Source organism: Klebsiella sp. K5-45 (genome assembly GCF_030128605.1).
Classification (GTDB): Bacteria; Pseudomonadota; Gammaproteobacteria; order Enterobacterales; family Enterobacteriaceae; genus Klebsiella; species Klebsiella quasipneumoniae.
In genome coordinates, this window is record NZ_JAKUZW010000003.1 from 100,630 (window position 1) to 118,120 (window position 17,491).

The following is a 17,491-nucleotide window of genomic DNA, read 5'->3' on the forward strand; positions in this document are numbered from 1 at the left end:
GGTAGCCTCTTGGTTATGCAGGTCTATTGTCTGACTTGTTATGCGGTTTTCGTGCGGATCAGGTAGTCAAAGGCGCTCAGCGACGCTTTCGCCCCCTCCCCTGCCGCGATAATAATCTGCTTGTACGGCACAGTGGTGCAGTCACCGGCGGCGAATACGCCTTTGACGTTGGTTTCGCACTTCGCATCGATGATGATCTCACCCATACGGTTACGCTCAACCGCGCCTTCCAGCCAGGTGGTGTTAGGCAGCAGGCCGATCTGCACGAAAATCCCCGCCAGCGCGACATGATGCTCATCGCCGCTCACCCGGTCACGGTACTGCAGACCGGTGACCTTACTGCCGTCGCCTTTCACTTCCGTAGTCTGCGCATTGAGAATGATATCGACATTCTTCAGACTGCGGACTTTATCCTGCAGCACCTGGTCGGCCTTCATCTCCGGTGCGAATTCCAGCAGGGTCACATGCTCCACGACGCCCGCCAGGTCGATAGCCGCTTCCACGCCGGAGTTACCGCCGCCAATTACCGCCACGCGTTTGCCCTTAAACAGCGGACCGTCGCAGTGTGGGCAGTAGGTTACGCCCTTGGTGCGATACTGATCTTCGCCAGGCACGTTCATATTGCGCCATTTCGCCCCGGTGGCGATGATGACGCTGCGCGCCTTCAGCACCGCGCCGGAGGCAGTTTCGATCTGGTGCAGGCCGCCCTCTGTCGCCGCCGGCGTCAGTTTGGTCGCGCTCTGGGAGTCGATCACATCGACGTTATAGTCGCTAACGTGCGCTTTCAGGGCCCCGGCCAGCTTCTGGCCTTCGGTTTTCGGCACCGAAATGTAGTTTTCGATATCCACGGTATCCAGCACCTGGCCGCCGAAGCGTTCGCCCATCAGGCCGGTACGAATCCCTTTACGCGCAGAGTAAACCGCGGCCGCCGCGCCGGACGGGCCGGAACCGACGATCAGCACATCGTAAGCGTCACGCTGATTCAGCTCTTCCGCTGCGCGTTTTTCCGCACCGGTGTCCACTTTGGCGACGATTTCCGTCAGCGTCATCCGTCCCTGACCAAACTCCTGGCCGTTCATGAACACCGCCGGCACGCCCATCACGTTGCGCTCGGTGATCTCATTCTGGAACGTCCCGCCGTCAATCGCCGTATGTTTGATACGCGGGTTGAGCACCGCCATCAGATTCAGCGCCTGGACCACGTCCGGGCAGTTATGGCAGGAGAGCGAGTAGTAGGTTTCAAACTCAAAGTCGCCATCGATATCGCGGATCTGCTCCAGCAGAGACTGGGCCTCTTTCGACGGATGACCGCCGGTCCACAGCAGCGCCAGCACCAGCGAGGTAAACTCGTGGCCCAGCGGGGAGCCCGCAAAGCGTGGGCCCTGGTCGGAACCTGGGTTAGTAATCAGGAACGATGGCTTGCGTACCGCCAGCGTGTTGTCTTCTTTAAAGGTGACTTTGTCTGACAGTTCAGCAATTTCAGCCAGCAGTTCCCTGATTTCTGCCGATTTAGCGCTGTCATCCAGCGTGGCAATCAGCTCAACAGGCTTAGTCAGCTTCTCAAGATAGGCCTTGAGCTGGGTTTTCATGTTGGTGTCGAGCATTGTTATCTCCTGGGCTTAAAACATCATCATGCAAGCGGCCTTGTCAGGCTGCCTGAATGCGCTTGCATCATGGTGTTGGAATAAAATGGGCGCCAAAGCGCCCTGATAATCTACGCAATTTCCTGAGCATGTCGCGCCAGAGCAAGGCGGCTAGCCTGAGAATCCCCGGGAGCTTACACCTGTAAGTGACCGGGGTGAGCAGGCAACGCCAACGCCGCTATAGCGTGAAAGGCGACGGAAATTTAGATTTTACCGACCAGGTCCAGGGATGGAGCCAGCGTCGCTTCGCCTTCTTTCCATTTCGCCGGGCACACTTCGCCTGGGTGGGAAGCAACATACTGCGCCGCTTTGATTTTACGCAGCAGGTCAGACGCATCACGGCCGATACCTTCAGCGGTAACTTCGATTGCCTGGATGATACCCTGCGGGTCAACCACGAAGGTGGCGCGGTCAGCCAGACCTTCATCTTCACGCATGTTGTCGAAGTTACGGGTCAGGGCGCCAGTCGGGTCGCCAATCATCGCGTATTTGATTTTCGCGATGGTTTCAGAGCTGCTGTGCCACGCTTTGTGGGTGAAGTGGGTATCGGTAGAAACAGAGTAAACGTCTACGCCCAGCTTCTGCAGTTCTTCGTAATGGTCAGCCACGTCGCCCAGTTCGGTCGGGCAGACGAAGGTGAAGTCAGCCGGATAGAAGAAGAAGACGCTCCAGCGGCCTTCGGTGTCTTTCTCGGTGACTTCGATGAATTCACCATTTTTGAATGCCTGGTTTTTGAACGGTTTGATTTTGGTGTTAATTAAGGACATCTATACTTCCTCCGTGTTTTCGTTGAGGTCTAAGTTAACGAATTTTTCCTGACCCGACCAATGCGTTTACATTATCGAATCAATAAGCGTTATCTAACAACCGGAACAAGACAACTTTGTGAACCTGGCGACGCGTTCAGCGCTGTTCGCTGTTTTTCGCATCATTTGCCGCGACAAAAGTAAAAAGGCCACCTTTTCAGGCGGCCCCGTTACCTGAAATACCCGAAGGTAGGTTCAGCGCCAGTCAGACTGGCTATGTGTTGCGCTCTACATTACCTTAATGTAACAGCATCCAGGATTACATCACCCACGCCAGGAAAGGGCAATCCGTCGTTCTGCTGATCCTGCCTATAACTGTAATAGGTTTGGCAATCTTTCTTCCTTTCCTGCTGATTTTACAAGGAATACTCATGTTAAAACGTCTGCTGTTGCTCAGCCTTTTGCCTTTTTGCAGCTATGCGGAAGAACTACCCGCCCCGGTAAAAGCTATTGAAAAACAAGGCATTACCATCATCAAACCCTTTGACGCGCCGGGGGGAATGAAAGGCTGGCTGGGTAAATACCAGGATATGGGCGTCGCCATCTACCTCACGCCAGACGGCAAACATGCCATTTCCGGCTATATGTATGACGAGAACGGCAACAACCTCAGCGAGCAGTTGTTTCAAAAAGAACTCTACACGCCGGCGGGACAAGAGATGTGGAAGAAGATGGCCAGCGCCCACTGGCTGCAGGATGGCAACAAAGACGCCCCCATCGTGCTGTATGTCTTTGCCGATCCCTTCTGCCCTTACTGCAAACAGTTCTGGCAGCAGTCCCGTCCCTGGGTAGACGCCGGTAAAGTGCAGATCCGCACCCTGCTGGTGGGCGTGATCAAGCCGGAGAGCCCGGTCACTGCCGCAGCGATTCTCGCCAGTAAAGATCCGGCGAAAACCTGGCACGATTACGAGCAATCGAACGGCAAAATGGCCCTGACGATACCGAAGGCTATCCCGCCCGAGAAAATGAAAATGCTCAACGTCAATCAGCAGCTGATGGACGATCTGGGGGCCAACGTCACGCCAGCCATTTATTATATGAATAAGGACAATATGCTGCAGCAGGTGGTCGGCCTGCCGGATAAAGAGAAGCTACAAATTATGATGGGTGAAAAGAAATAATCTTATTGTGGAGTGGCGCCAGACAACAACCACCGCTGGCGCCGCTATCGACAATAAGATATATTAAGCAAAGCTTAATATTACTGGCCAAAAATAAATTCACACCACGCATATTAAGCCATTCAACATTCTTATTATGAATATTTCAATTCGCACTGATAATACACAGGACTGCATTAATGGCAAATCTTTACGACCTGAAAAAGTTCGATTTAAACCTATTGGTTATTTTTGAGTGTATATATCAACATTTAAGCATCAGCAAAGCGGCGGCGACGTTATTTATCACCCCGTCGGCGGTGAGTCAGTCATTGCAGCGTCTGCGCCAACAATTAAATGATCCGCTATTTGTTCGGGTCGGGAAAGGCATGACGCCCACCACCGCCTCCGTCAATCTTCATTATCATCTGCAACAAAACCTTGAACAACTGGAAAAAACAATCAATCTCAATAAACGCACCGAACTGCGAAAGCGTATTGTGATATATGGCCCGCCGCTGTTCTGTTCAGTAAACAGCCATTTTATGATTAACCAGCTCTGTCATCAGGCTAATTTACAGATTGAGCACCATAACCTGACCACCACGGAATCGGCGGAGGAGTTGCTGGCGTATCGCCAGGCGGATCTGGTATTCACCCGAATGCCCATCAACAACCGCGCTACTATTTGTCAGCCCTATAAGACGGTGCAGACGCTGGCGTTGTGCCGGATGGACCATCCGCGGCGTGAGGAACTCACATCGGTTGAAGCGCTGGCGCAGGAGTTTTTTACCCACTACATCACCAACGATCCCGTGATTCAGCGCGTTCAGCAGAGCAGCATGCCGTGGCTGAACCCGAACAATATCGCCTTTCTCAGTGACTCGTTTATGACCATTCTTAATATGATCAGTAAAACCGACTTAATTGGCTTCGTTCCTTCCTATTTATTTGATTTTATTTCACCCACTATGCAGCTTCACGTCATCAATATAGATAATCTCTTCCCGGATATCACAATATATATTAACCACCATCATTCATCTTCGCAGAATCATTTCTTATCTGAATTAATCAGCATTCTAATGAATGATAGAGTAGCATCACAACCACAAATTAATAACAATGGATAACATATCCACTATTTACCCCACATTGCCCGAATAAAAAAAACGACCATTAAACTCCCGACCCTCATCGTTTATACTGACCAAATGGGAATATCTCGTATTAAAGGATTAATGGTCATGTCGTTTATCAAATATCCCTTACCGGAGTCGGTGCTGCAGGCGACGGAGCAGCGGATCCAATGGGTTCTGGATAATTTTTCACGCGTTTGCGTCTCTTTCTCTGGCGGAAAAGACTCCACCGTTATGCTGCATTTAACCGCGCAGGCAGCTCGGTTACAGGGCAAGAAAATCAGCGTACTGTTTATTGACTGGGAAGCACAGTTCTCTTGCACCATCGCCCACTGTGAAAAACTGCGCGCCCTGTATCAGGATGTCATCGACACCTTTTACTGGGTCGCCCTGCCGCTCACGACCCAAAATGCCCTGACGCAGTATAAGCCGCAATGGCAATGCTGGGAGCCCGGAACCCGCTGGGTCCGCCAGCCGCCGCCAGGGGCGATCGCCCACCCGGATTATTTCCCCTTCTACCAACCCGGAATGAGCTTTGAGGCCTTCGTCAGCCATTTTGCCGAGTGGTTTTCCCAGCGGCGGCCCGCCGCCGTGCTGGTGGGCATTCGGGCTGATGAGTCGCTGAATCGCTTTATGACCATCTCTTCCCAGCGCAAACAGCGCTTCGCCGACGATAAACCGTGGACCACCTCGGCGCCGGGAGGGCACGCCTGGTACATCTATCCGCTCTATGACTGGAAAACCGCCGATATCTGGACCTGGTTTGCCAGAAGCGGCCAGCCCTATAATCCGCTGTACGATCTGATGTATCAGGCCGGAGTGCCGCTGCGCTACATGCGCATCTGCGAACCCTTCGGTCCGGAGCAGCGCCAGGGGCTGTGGCTGTACCATGTGCTGGAGCCGGAACGCTGGGCCGCGATGTGTCAGCGGGTCAGCGGCGCGCACAGCGGCGGCGTCTATGCCGGGCATGACAATCAGTTCTACGGTCACCGAAAAATCGACAAACCCGACCATTTGACATGGAAAAGCTATGCTCTTTTCCTGCTCGACAGCATGCCGGAAACCACCGCCGAGCACTATCGCAATAAAATCGCCGTCTACCTGCGCTGGTATCAGAAAAAAGGGATGGAAGATATTCCCGACACCCAGCCCGGGGACATTGGCACAAAGGATATCCCCTCCTGGCGACGAGTCTGCAAAGTGCTGCTCAATAACGACTACTGGTGCCGTCAGCTCTCGTTCAGTCCGACCAAAAGCAGCCACTATCAGCGCTACCGAAAACGTATGGAAAAACATCGCCAACAATGGGGGATATTATGCAACAACAACTAACGCAGGCGCTGGACGCTTTCCTGCAAACGCTGGATGATGAAGCGCGCATCGAGGCTATCAACGCGTTTCGCCATGTGCTCCACCAGCGCAGCCCCTTCCGCTCCCAGCCGGTTGACTGCGTGCTGTGGGTCAAACAGGAGCAGGTCGCCCCCAATGACTACAATCCGAACAACGTGGCGCCGCCGGAAAAACGTCTGCTGCAGACCTCGCTGGAAGCCGATGGCTTTACCCAGCCGGTGGTGGTCATCCGCCAGGGTCCGCAGGCGTATACCATTGTCGATGGTTTTCACCGTCATGAACTGGCCTGCAGCAAAGCGTCATTGAAGAAAACCCTGCGAGGCTATCTGCCGGTGACCTGTCTGCCGAATGAAACCGCCTCCCGCGATGGGCTGATGGCGGCAACCATACGCCACAACCGGGCGCGGGGACGTCACCAAATCCACGCCATGTCGGAGATTGTGCGCGAGCTGACCCGGCTCGGCTGGACACCGCAAAAGATCGGCAAAGAGTTGGGGATGGATGCCGATGAGGTACTGCGTCTGAAGCAAATCAGCGGCCTGACGGAAATGTTCGCCGGCCGCCAGTTCTCTCAGGCATGGACCATTAAATAACTATAGCTGGCACAAACGCGCCGCCGCGGCCAGCAGGGTCTCCGGTTGTTTAGCGAAGCACAAACGGATCAGCTTGTGCGGGAACGGGTCGGCGCAGAAGACGGAGAGCGGGATCGCCGCCACCCCAACCTCTGTCGTCAGCCAGCGGCAGAAGCTCACGTCGTCAAGATCGGAGAGGGCGCTGTAGTCCGCCAGCAGGAAGTAGGTGCCCTCACAGGGCAGGAGTTTCAGCCGGCTGGGGCGCAGCGCCTCAATAAACAGATCGCGGCGTTCACGATAAAACGCCGGCAGCTCGAGATAGTGCTCTGGCGCCTCGCGCAGCATATCGGCGATCGCCAGCTGCGCCGGGGTATTCACCGAGAAGGTCAGATACTGATGAACCTTACGCAACTCCGCGCTGATGGCCGCCGGGGCCACGCAGTAGCCAACCTTCCAGCCGGTCATATGAAACGTTTTGCCAAACGAAGAGACTGCCACCGCCCGCTCGCGCAGCTGCGGATGCGCCAGCACGCTGGCGTGGCCGTTTTCGGCAAAGTTGATATGCTCATAGACCTCGTCGCTGAGAACATAGATCTCACGTTCGGCTATCGCCTGCCACAGGGCGGCAAAATCCTCGCGTTGCCAGACCGTGGCCGAGGGGTTGTGCGGGGTGTTGAGGATCACCAGCCGGGTTTTGTCGCTCAGCGTCGCGGCAAACTGCTGCCAGTCGACGCGAAAATGCGGCGGCTGAAGGGCAATACGGCGTAATTCGCCGCCGGCCAGCGCCACCGCGGGAGCATAGCTGTCGTAGCTGGGATCGAAACAGACCACCTCGTCGCCACGGCGCACCAGGGCGGTGATCGCCGCGTACAGGGCCTCCGTCGCCCCGGCGGTGACCGTGATATCGCTGTTGACGTCGGGTCGATATCCATACAGCTCCGCCGTCTTGTCAGCGATCGCCTCGCGCAGCGCCGGCACGCCGGTCATCGGGGCATACTGATTCGCCCCCTGCGCCACGTGGTACGCCAGACGCTCCTGAAGATAGCGCGGGCCGTCAAAATCGGGAAAGCCCTGAGACAGGTTAATGGCCTGATGCTGCTGGGCGAGAGCGCTCATCTGGGTAAAAATGGTGGTGCCAAGTGACGGGAGTTTACTCTCTGGAATCAATGGGTTATTACTCATTCTTTTTGTACCGATTGTAATGCTGTTGTTGAAGCCACTATAACACGATGTTAATATTTGGCAATCAAGACGCTTAGACGTCTAAATGCTAATGTTATTCCACGCTACGCCCACTCTGGAGAAACCATGATCCGCGCCATCGTGACCGACATCGAAGGCACTACCAGCGATATCCGCTTCGTGCATAACGTGCTGTTCCCCTACGCCCGCGAACGACTGGCCGGCTTTGTGACCGCTCAACAGCACGCTGAGCCGGTGAGAACGATTCTCGACAACTTGCGCCGAGAGACAGACTCCCCCGCCGCCAGCACCGCCGACCTGATTGCTACCCTCTTCGCCTTTATGGACGAAGACCGTAAATCCACTGCGCTGAAGGCACTCCAGGGGATCATCTGGCGCGATGGCTACCTCAACGGCGACTTTACCGGCCATCTCTACCCGGACGTGCTGCCGGCGCTGGAGAAATGGAAAGCACAGGGCATTGATTTGTATGTATATTCTTCTGGCTCCGTGGCAGCGCAGAAATTGTTATTTGGCTACAGCGATGAAGGTGATATTACTCATCTGTTTACGGGCTATTTCGATACCCTGGTAGGTGCTAAACGCGAAGCGCAGTCCTACCGCAACATTGCTGAACACCTGGGCCACGCCCCCGGGGCCATCCTGTTCCTGTCGGATATCCATCAGGAACTCGACGCCGCCGAAGCCGCGGGGTTGCGCACTGTCCAGTTGGTACGCGGCGATCGCGACCCGGCAAGCCACCACCCTCAGGTTCAGCGTTTTGACGACATTCATCCGGAGCAGATCCCAGCATGAGCGCATTAACCCTATTTTCTGTGACCGATCCGCAAACGCCGGTCTGGCACAGCACCGACGCCAAAGCGATTCAGGAGCAGCTTAACGCCAAAGGCGTCCGTTTCGAACGCTGGCAGGCCGACCGCGACCTCGGCGCAGACCCCAGCGCAGAAACGGTGATTGCCGCCTATCAGCATGCGATTGACAAACTGGTCGCCGAAAAGGGCTATCAGAGCTGGGACGTCATCAGCCTGCGCGCCGATAACCCGCAGAAAGAGGCGCTGCGGGAAAAATTCCTGAATGAGCACACCCATGGCGAAGACGAGGTCAGGTTTTTTGTCGAGGGCGCCGGTCTGTTCTGCCTGCACATTGGCGACGAGGTGTTCCAGGTGCTGTGCGAAAAGAACGATCTGATTTCGGTTCCTGCCCACACTCCGCACTGGTTTGATATGGGATCAGAACCGAACTTCACCGCCATTCGCATTTTTGATAACCCGGAAGGCTGGATCGCCCAGTTTACCGGCGACGATATCGCCAGCGCCTACCCACGGCTGGCGTAACGTCGTCCTGTCATCCATTACCGCCTGGTCAGGAGCCTTAAACTGCCTGGACCGCGCTTTCCCGGAGGCGGCGCATACTGCGCCTTCTCCGGGCTACCCGCCCCGCCGCCGGCGATCCTCCCACGCTTAAACCGCAATAAACTTCGGCGGGTCAAAGGCGGTGATCGGCGGCAGTTCCTCTCGCCACGGGGCGATTTCCACCCAACAACTCTGGGCGCTACAGCCCTGCCCCAGGCGCGAACTGCCGCGATCCTCGGTTAACACGTTGGGATTACCGTGCTTATCGAGGGTTCCTTTTTCATTCGGATCCAGAGGGTCATACCAGGCGCCGGTGGACATCTGTACCACCCCCGGCAAAATCTGTTCACTCAAATGCACGCCCGCCAGAATCGCCCCGCGGTCGTTATACACCTTCACCACGCTGCCTTCGTGGATGTCTCTTGCCTGCGCGTCCCGCGGATGCATCCACAGCGGCTCGCGTCCCTGAATTTTCGTCGCCCGACTGACGCTGCCGTGATCATACTGGCTGTGCAGGCGGGCGCGTGGCTGACTGGAGAGCAGATGAAGCGGCCAGCGCGCCGCCTCCAGTCGTTGCCGGGCAGCCTCTTCCTCATCCCACCAGGGATGGCCAGGGCATTCGCGATAGCCAAACCCGGCGACGGTAGAGGAAAAGAGTTCAATCTTGCCGGAGGGCGTGGAAAGCGGATAGCGCTGCGGATCGGCGCGAAAATCGGCGAGAAAGACCTGCGGCCGCTCCGGCGCACTGTATTCCAGCACCCCTTGCTGCCAGAAATCCTCGAACGAGGGCAGCGCAATGCCCTCCTCCTGCGCCCGCGGCCTTGACTCCTCATAGAGATGGCGCAGCCACTGCCCGGCGTCCCGCCCCTCGCTGAACAGTTCTCCGAAGCCCAGCCGCCCGGCAAGATCGAGGAAAATAGCGTAATCATCACGCGCCTCGCCCACCGGCGGGATCTGCGCGCTCATGGCAATCATAAATCCGTCATGACCGCCGCTGCCGATATCCTCTCGCTCCAGCGAGGTGGTAGCCGGCAGGACGATGTCAGAGAATTTGGCCTGCGCGGTCCAGTACTGCTCATGCACCACCACCGTCTCCGGACGGCGCCAGGCCTCGCACAGTCGGTTAATATCCTGGTGATGGTGAAACGCATTGCCTCCCGCCCAGTAGACCAGACGGATGTCGGGATAATGCAGCAGCTGACCGTCGAACTCATAGGCTTCTCCCGGGTGCAGCAGCATATCGGACAGCCGCGCCACCGGGATAACGCTGTCCACCGCATTTTCGCCGGCGGGCAAGCGCGGGCCGGAAAACGCTTTTCGCACCGCCCCCGCCAGGTTGGTACAGGCATAGCCAAACCCGAGGCCGCCGCCCGGCGTGCCGATCTGTCCCAGCAGCGCGGTCAGGGCCACCGTCGCCCAGTAGGCCTGCTCCCCCTGACGGGCGCGCTGGATGGACCAGGAGATATTCACCATCGTCCGGTGGCGGGCCATCTCCCGCGCCAGCTCGGCGATGCGCTGGGCGTCAAGGCCGGTAATTGCCGCCGCCCACGCCGGTGTTTTCGCTATGCCGTCATGCTCGCCCAACAGATACGCGCGGTAAGGGGCAAACCCGACGGTATGGCTGGCGATAAACGCCTGGTCGTAGAGGGACTCAGCGATCAGCACATAGCTCAGCGCCAGCAGCAGTGCGGTATCGGTGCCCGGCCGAATGGCCAGCCACTCGGCGTCGGGCACCGCGCTGAGGTCATTGCGCACCGGACTGATATTAATAAACCGCGTGCCGTTGGCCTGCATCTTATCCAGCCAGTACGGCAACATATGGTCATTGGCGCCGCCGCCGTTGACCTGGGCATTGCGCAGCGGCAGGCCGCCAATCGCGACAAACAGCTGACACTCCCGCGCCAGCTCGGAAAAATGGGTATGCTGACGATGCAGCGGGCTCAGCGGCCCAAGGATATGCGGCAGAATACGCTCGCCCGCGGCGCTGCTATAGGTATTGGTGCTGGCGGTATACCCGCCAAAGCCCTTAAGAAAACGGTGCAGCTGGCTCTGCGCATGGTGAAAGCGCCCGGCGCTGGCCCAGCCGTAGGAGCCGCCGTAAATCGCCTCATTGCCGCAGCGCGCCTTGACCGAGCGCAGCTCGCGAGCCACCAGGTCCAGGGCCACCTCCCAGCTGACTTCGACAAAGGGCTCCTTGCCTCGCCCTTCTCGTGACGCCGGCCCGTGCTGCAGATAGCCGGCGCGTACCGCCGGGCGACGAATGCGCGTTTGGCTGGTCACCGCGTCGGGGAGCGACTGACCGATGCGTGAAGGGTTTTTATCCCAGGGCACCGGCTTAACCGCCACGATCTCGCCCTCGCGGCTCTCCACCTGCCAGGTTCCCCAGTGCATCACCGTATAATTATGCTGTTTCTTCATAGCGCCCGCGTTCTTCTCAGCCTAAGGTTCGTTAAAATAAAGCGGGGAAATGCGGTAATATTGCTTACCCGGCCAGACATTGCGCTGCTAAAAAAAGCTTTAGCCCGCGCAATCTTCTCTTTTTCTCTGTAGATGCCGTATTTCCCATACACTCATAATAAACAGAAAATTGTCTTTATCTGCTAAATAAACACGGAATAAGCCAAAAATAAAACCACAAAATAAAAAGGCTTATCCGCCATCATGAAATATTTTCAGGTTCTTCATGACAAAATAAACTTTTTCTCTGGCGTTTCCGCGATATAACATTGCCGGCATAACTTAGACTTATTTTGTATTTGAGGTGGCGAGGTGCTTCTTGTCATGCTACCGGTCCGCAACCACCTTCATCACAGGATCATAATAACAATGTCGCAGAAGAGAAAATTATTGCCTGCCGCGCTGGGACTGCTTTCCCTTGCCTCGCTGAGCGTCACTGCCGCTGATACCCTCTCCTTACAGGGAAAAACCATTGGCGTTGCCGTAGTAGGCACCCAGCATTTCTGGGATCGCGAAGCTTTTAAAGGCGCGACAGAGGAAGTGGAGAAACTGGGAGGCAAAGTCATTGGCGTCGATGGCGGCCGGGATAACCAGGTTCATGCCAATAATCACGATATTTTACTGTCACGCAAGGTGGATGCGGTAATTAGTATTCTCGGCGACAGCGCCGTCGAACCCAAATTTAAAGCATTGCGTGATGCTGGTATCCCGGTATTCACCGTGGATCATGTTTCACAATATTCGGTCAATAATACCACCTCCGATAACTACACTCTGGGCTCCACCATCGGTCGCTACATGGCGGGCGAATTAGGTGGTAAAGGCAACGTCGCTGTATTTAATGCGTTCTCCAGCGCGCTGCGTATTTGCGGAATTCGTTACGATCAATGGAAATATGTCCTTAAGGATTACCCGGGTATTCATATTATCCAGCCCGAGCTCGCGGAACAGTTCGCCAACTCGCCGGAAGACGCGCGGAAGAAAACCCTCGAATTACTCAGCCAGTATCCGAAAGGCAAACTGGACGCCATCCATGTCGCCTGCTGGGATCAACCGGCCATCGGTATCGTCCAGGCGCTGGAAGAGACCGGCCGTGATAAGGACGTGAAAGTGACGGCCATCGACGCCGGTCCGGAAACGCTGGAGATCATGGCGGAGCCCGGCAGCCCCTTCGTGGCTAACGTCGCGCAGCAGCCGCATCTGATCGGCCAGACCTCCGCCGACAATGTGGCCCGCTACTTTGCCGGTCAGAAACTGCCGGTGCAAACCTTTATCCCGGTGATACCGGTGAAAGGTCCGCAGGAAGCGAAAGCGGTGTATAAACAGTTGGGATACGGCGAACTGCAGTGATAAATCAACACCCTGGCGGGGAGCGCCCCGCCGCGGGTCTGGTCATGGACCAGATCGGCAAACGTTTTGCCAGCGTAATGGCGCTTAATGCGGTTACCCTGCGCCTCAATCCGGGGGAGATTCATGGCCTGATTGGCGAGAACGGCGCCGGTAAATCGACGCTGATCAAGATCCTCGCCGGCGTTTATCAGGCCGACAGCGGCAGCGCGACCCTCGACGGTCGCCCGCTGCCCCTCGGCAACCCGGCAGCCATCGAAGCCGCCGGCATCCGCGTTATCCACCAGGAGCTCAACCTGATCCCGCACTTTACCGTCGCGGAATCGGTGTTTCTGGGCCAGGAGTATCGCACCCGCTGGGGGGCGCTGGATCGCCGACGGATGAAGGCCGCCACGGCGCAATTTTTCCAGCAAAACTGGCAGTTGGCGATCGACCCCGAACGTCTGGTGCGAGACCTGAGCCTGGCCGAGCGCAAGCTGGTGCAGATTGCCCGCGCGCTGATCGACGGCGCGGCGCGGCTGGTGGTGTTCGATGAGCCCACCGCCCCCCTCGAGGCCCAGGAGGCCAGTCTGGTCACCTCCGCCATCCTGCGCCTGCGCGACCAGGGCATTGCCATTCTGTATATTTCCCACTATCTCAATGAGATAGCCAGCCTCTGCGACCGTGGCACTGTGCTGCGCAACGGGGAAGTGGTCGGTTATCCCGACCGCGACCTGCTGCAGAATACCGAGGCGCTGATCGCCATGATGGTCGGCCGGGAAATCGACCAGCTGTATACTCCGCGCCAGCGCCCGGCGGCAGACAACGGGGAGGCTCCGCTGCTCTCGGTGCGCCAGCTGAGCGACGGACGGCAGCTGCAGGATCTCTCTTTTGATATTCACCCGGGGGAGATCGTCGGCGTCGCCGGCCTGCTCGGCGCCGGGCGCGATGTGCTGGTGGACTTACTCTACGGCTTGCGTCCGGCGGAGCGCGGCACTATCCATCTCGACGGCCTGCCGCGACGAATCCGTACGCCAAAGCAGGCGATCCGCGCCGGAATGGCGCTGGTCCCGCGCGACCGCCGCCATCAGGGGCTTATCCTCTCCTTCACTACCGCCGACAATATTAATCTCGCCTCGCTGCCGGAGACCGCCACCTTTGGCTGGGAGCGGCGGGGGATCGCCGAGAGGAAAGCGCGCGACTGGATAGAACAGCTGGCGATCCGCCCGGGTCGCCCGGCACTGCCGGTACGCTACATGAGCGGCGGCAACCAGCAAAAAGCGATCCTCGCCCGCTGGCTCGGCACCGATGCCCGGCTGTTTATTCTCGATGAACCCACCCTCGGGGTTGATATCGGCGCCCGCCGCGATATTTATCAACGTACGCGCCAGCTGGCCGATAAAGGGCGGGCGGTGCTGGTCTCCTCCAGCGACGCCACCGAACTGCTCGGACTATGCGACCGGATCCTCGTCCTCTGGCGCGGTGCGCTGGCGGCCAATCTGCCCACCCGCGGGCTGACCCTCGACGCCCTGCTGGTGACGATCAACGGCGGACAGGAGCCTTCACCATGAATACCGCTATCCAGCGTCGCGGCCGTCCGGGCCTGGCGACGCTTGTTGAAAAATTCCCCCTGATCCTGTTTCTGGCGCTGCTGGTGTGGCTGAGCGTGCAGTCGCCCTACTTCCTCAGCTGGCAAAATATCAGCCTGATGCTGGTCCAGAGCGTTCCGCTGGCGATCCTCTGTTTCGGCCTGGTCTGCGTCATCGCCGTTGGCGGAGATGACGTGGTCTCCGGCGGCATCGACCTCTCCCTGCCGGCGACGGCGGTGCTCGGCGTCGCGCTGCTCAGCCTCGGGCTGGCCGAATGGCACACGCCGTATCTCCTGCTGCTGGCGCTGCTGGCGGCGGTTTGCCTGCTCTGCGGGGCGATCAACGGCTTCCTGGTGCTGGCGGCCGGCCTGCCGCCGCTGCTGGCTACCCTCTCGACCTCCGTGGCGTTTACCGGCCTGACGGACCTGCTGACCGGCCAGCGGCGCATCGCGGTCAGCGATCCGCTGATGGTCGCCTTTCGCGATAACAGCCTCCTCGGCCTGCCCTGGCCGCTGGTCTATCTGCTGGGGGTATTTATCCTGTTCCAGTTCCTGCTCCATCACTCCCGCTTCGGTCAGCATGTGCAGGCGGTGGGCGGCAATCGCGATATGGCGCAAATGAGCGGCCTGAACGTGCGCCGCTTAACCCTGCAGGTCTGGCTGTTAGCCGGCATCGCCGCCGGGCTGGCTATTCTGCCGCTGCTCAGCCAGGGCTCCGGCAGCTCCAGCGGAACGGCCACGCCGCTGCTGCTGGAAACCGTGCTCGCGACCTTTATCGGCGCCGCCTTCTCCCGCCGTCGGGTAGTCACCATCTGGGGCGCGCTGCTGGGGGCGATTCTGGTTAACGCCCTCTCTAACGGACTCGGCCTGTTGGGGGTCAATATCTTCTGGATGGGCGCCATTAAAGGCGGCCTGATCCTGGTGGTACTGGCGGCCTCGGCGGTCAGACACAAAGGAGGCGAGGCATGAGCCAAATCACTCTGAAAACCCCAGCTCCTGCGGAACAGACGGCCAGCAGCCCGCTGGCCTGGCTGTCGCGGGCCGGATTCGGCATCATCACCCTGCTGGCCATCGCCCTGTTCGGCTGGGCGAATCCAGTATTTTTAACCGTGGATAACTGGGCCAACCTGCTGCAGGGCAGCGCGATCCTGCTGATTGTGGCGATGGCGATGACCCTGATTGTCAGCGCCGGGGCGATTGACCTGTCGGTGGGCGTGGCGCTCGATTTCGGCGCCGCCTTCGCTCTCGTCGCCCTGAAAACCTGGCATCTGCCGTGGCAGGCGGCGGTGGGCTGCGCCCTGCTCGGCGGGGTGCTGATTGGCCTGCTCAATGCCTTTCTGATCCTCATCTGCCGGATCCGCCCCTTCCTCGCCACCCTCGGCACCTGGTTTATCGCCAGCAGCGCCGAACGTATCTATACCGATGGCGGCGGCGCGATAGCCTATCGGCGGATGGCTCCCGAGTATCACGACCTGGCGGTGGGTAACCTTGGCGGGATCCCCACGCCGGTAGCGATCGTGCTGGTGCTGTGGCTGGCGGCCTGGCTGGTGACCGAGCGCACCCTGTGGGGCAAATATATCCGCGCCATCGGTCAGAACAGCGAAGCGGCGCGCATCGCCGGGATCCGCGATCGCCTGACCATGCTCGGCGTGCTGGTGGCCGCCTCAGCCCTCTGCGCCGTCGGCGGGGTGATCCTCTCCGCCAACCTGCGGCAATTTACCCCGCTGGCCGGGCAGTCTTACCTGATGGACGCCATTGCGGCGGTGTTTATCGGCACCGCCTTTAACCGTCTGGGCCGGGTCAGCATCGCCGGCACCCTCGGCGGCGTGCTGTTCCTCGCCATTATTGATAATGGTCTGAACCTGATGGGCCTCAATTATCTGGTGAAGGACGCGCTGGTCGGCGTGATTCTGGTGGTGGCCCTCGCCCTATCCTTCTGGCAGGCGCGTCTGCGCCAAACGCATCGCTAAACGGGAGAACGATGGCAACCTTTGACGCCGTATTTGTCGGCCTGACTATTCTGGATATTGCCGGGCGCCCGGTGGTGGCGATCCCGCCGCGCGGTGGCGTCGCTTTTATTGAGCAAATTCGCCTCAACCCCGCCGGCACCGCTGCGGGGGCTAATATTAACGCCGCGAAGCTCGGGATCCGCACCGCGGCGGTGGCCTGCCTGGGTGAAGATGAAAAGGCCGACTTTATCCTCGCCAGCTATGCCCGGCTGGGCATTGACTGCTCGCTTATCCAGCGCACCGCGCTGAAGGAGACCTCGGCGACGATCCTGCCGATTCGCCCCAACGGCGAACGTCCGGCCCTGCACTGCCGGGGCGCGTCTGACGCCCTGTTCGTCAGTGAAGCGGAATTTGACGCCGTCCTTGACTGTCGCTTCCTGCATCACGGCGGGAGCGGACTGCTGGCGGCAATGGACCAGGGACAGAGCGCACGGCTGCTGCAGGCGGCCAAAGCGCGTGGAGTCACCACCAGCTTTGACCTTATCGCGCCGAATGAACACACCCTGGAACTGCTGCGGCCCCTGCTGCCGTCGGTGGATTATTTTATGCCTTCGCTGGAGGAAGCCGCCTTTCTCTCCGGGGAGACGCAGCCGGAGGCCATCGCCCGCTTCTTCTTTGCGCTGGGCGTGGGCACCTGCATTCTGAAAGACGGCGAGAACGGCTCATGGCTTATCGGCCGCGATGGCGCGCTGGAGCATATTGCGCCGTGGCCCGTCGAGGCGGTGGATACCACCGGCTGCGGCGACAGCTACTGCGGCGGGTTTATTGCCGCGATGGCGCGCGGGCTCAGCGTGAAAGCGGCGTGCGACGTCGCCTCGGCGGTGGCCGCGCTGGTGGCGACCGGGATGGGCTCGGATGCCGGGGTGGTAGACTGGGAACAGACCCAGGCTTTTATGGCGGCCCATCGCCCCTGACGCCGGGCCCGCGCCGCCGCGGCGACGCAAGC

At 58.6% G+C, this 17,491-nt stretch carries 15 protein-coding genes; 11 read left to right on the plus strand and 4 right to left on the minus strand.

Annotation, left to right across the window (positions count from 1 at the left end):
• Positions 1–38 precede the first annotated feature (38 nt).
• Complete coding sequence (ahpF, locus tag MKS11_RS07215; protein ID WP_017899084.1) at positions 39–1,604, minus strand: alkyl hydroperoxide reductase subunit F; 1,566 nt, start codon at positions 1,602–1,604, stop codon at positions 39–41.
• A 242-nt stretch (positions 1,605–1,846) separates the two neighbouring features.
• Positions 1,847–2,410: an alkyl hydroperoxide reductase subunit C gene (gene ahpC / locus MKS11_RS07220; RefSeq protein WP_002894394.1), complete on the minus strand. Its 564-nt coding sequence runs from the start codon at positions 2,408–2,410 to the stop codon at positions 1,847–1,849.
• 410 nt (positions 2,411–2,820) lie between these two features.
• Here ahpC and dsbG point away from each other — a divergent pair, with 410 nt between their 5' ends.
• From dsbG to MKS11_RS07240, 4 genes are all read left to right on the plus strand, one after another.
• Positions 2,821–3,570 (plus strand): thiol:disulfide interchange protein DsbG, encoded by a 750-nt coding sequence (gene dsbG, locus MKS11_RS07225; RefSeq protein WP_004885845.1) that lies wholly within the window; start codon positions 2,821–2,823, stop codon positions 3,568–3,570.
• A 179-nt stretch (positions 3,571–3,749) separates the two neighbouring features.
• On the plus strand, positions 3,750–4,682 hold the full coding sequence (locus MKS11_RS07230) for a LysR family transcriptional regulator (protein WP_087771318.1): 933 nt from the start codon (positions 3,750–3,752) through the stop codon (positions 4,680–4,682).
• A 114-nt stretch (positions 4,683–4,796) separates the two neighbouring features.
• Positions 4,797–6,020, plus strand: coding sequence for a phosphoadenosine phosphosulfate reductase (locus MKS11_RS07235; RefSeq protein ID WP_017899082.1), 1,224 nt, complete (start codon positions 4,797–4,799; stop codon positions 6,018–6,020).
• Positions 6,005–6,631 (plus strand): ParB/RepB/Spo0J family partition protein, encoded by a 627-nt coding sequence (locus MKS11_RS07240; RefSeq protein ID WP_023319959.1) that lies wholly within the window; start codon positions 6,005–6,007, stop codon positions 6,629–6,631. The genes MKS11_RS07235 and MKS11_RS07240 overlap by 16 nt, the downstream gene beginning before the upstream one ends.
• Here MKS11_RS07240 and MKS11_RS07245 read toward each other — a convergent pair whose 3' ends face one another.
• On the minus strand, positions 6,632–7,777 hold the full coding sequence (locus MKS11_RS07245) for a pyridoxal phosphate-dependent aminotransferase (protein ID WP_074194562.1): 1,146 nt from the start codon (positions 7,775–7,777) through the stop codon (positions 6,632–6,634).
• Positions 7,778–7,918: 141 nt separating this feature from the next.
• On the opposite strand from MKS11_RS07245, the gene mtnC reads away from it, so the two are divergent.
• Both mtnC and MKS11_RS07255 read left to right on the plus strand, forming a co-directional pair.
• Positions 7,919–8,608, plus strand: coding sequence for an acireductone synthase (gene mtnC / locus MKS11_RS07250; RefSeq protein WP_004885828.1), 690 nt, complete (start codon positions 7,919–7,921; stop codon positions 8,606–8,608).
• Positions 8,605–9,147, plus strand: coding sequence for an acireductone dioxygenase (locus MKS11_RS07255; RefSeq protein ID WP_004885825.1), 543 nt, complete (start codon positions 8,605–8,607; stop codon positions 9,145–9,147). Before mtnC ends, MKS11_RS07255 begins: the two co-directional genes overlap by 4 nt.
• Positions 9,148–9,273: 126 nt before the next feature.
• On the opposite strand, the gene MKS11_RS07260 is transcribed toward MKS11_RS07255, so the two are convergent.
• The gene (locus tag MKS11_RS07260) at positions 9,274–11,583 is read right to left on the minus strand and encodes a molybdopterin-dependent oxidoreductase (protein WP_048323370.1); all 2,310 of its coding nucleotides are present in this window, start codon (positions 11,581–11,583) and stop codon (positions 9,274–9,276) included.
• Between the two features lie 408 nt (positions 11,584–11,991).
• Here MKS11_RS07260 and MKS11_RS07265 point away from each other — a divergent pair, with 408 nt between their 5' ends.
• From MKS11_RS07265 to MKS11_RS07285, 5 genes are read left to right on the plus strand one after another with little or no spacing between them, the layout of a single operon-like run.
• Complete coding sequence (locus MKS11_RS07265) at positions 11,992–12,972, plus strand: sugar ABC transporter substrate-binding protein (RefSeq protein ID WP_259596117.1); 981 nt, start codon at positions 11,992–11,994, stop codon at positions 12,970–12,972.
• Positions 12,973–13,016: 44 nt separating this feature from the next.
• Entirely contained in the window at positions 13,017–14,519 is a 1,503-nt protein-coding gene (locus MKS11_RS07270) for a sugar ABC transporter ATP-binding protein (protein ID WP_074186536.1), read from the plus strand.
• Positions 14,516–15,505, plus strand: a complete 990-nt coding sequence (locus MKS11_RS07275) for an ABC transporter permease (protein ID WP_004885817.1) — start codon at positions 14,516–14,518, stop codon at positions 15,503–15,505. Before MKS11_RS07270 ends, MKS11_RS07275 begins: the two co-directional genes overlap by 4 nt.
• A complete protein-coding gene (locus MKS11_RS07280; RefSeq protein WP_004885814.1) occupies positions 15,502–16,506 on the plus strand; it encodes an ABC transporter permease in 1,005 nt (334 codons plus the stop codon). The genes MKS11_RS07275 and MKS11_RS07280 overlap by 4 nt, the downstream gene beginning before the upstream one ends.
• A gap of 11 nt (positions 16,507–16,517) precedes the next feature.
• Positions 16,518–17,459: a carbohydrate kinase family protein gene (locus tag MKS11_RS07285; protein ID WP_043521668.1), complete on the plus strand. Its 942-nt coding sequence runs from the start codon at positions 16,518–16,520 to the stop codon at positions 17,457–17,459.
• Positions 17,460–17,491: the final 32 nt, after the last annotated feature.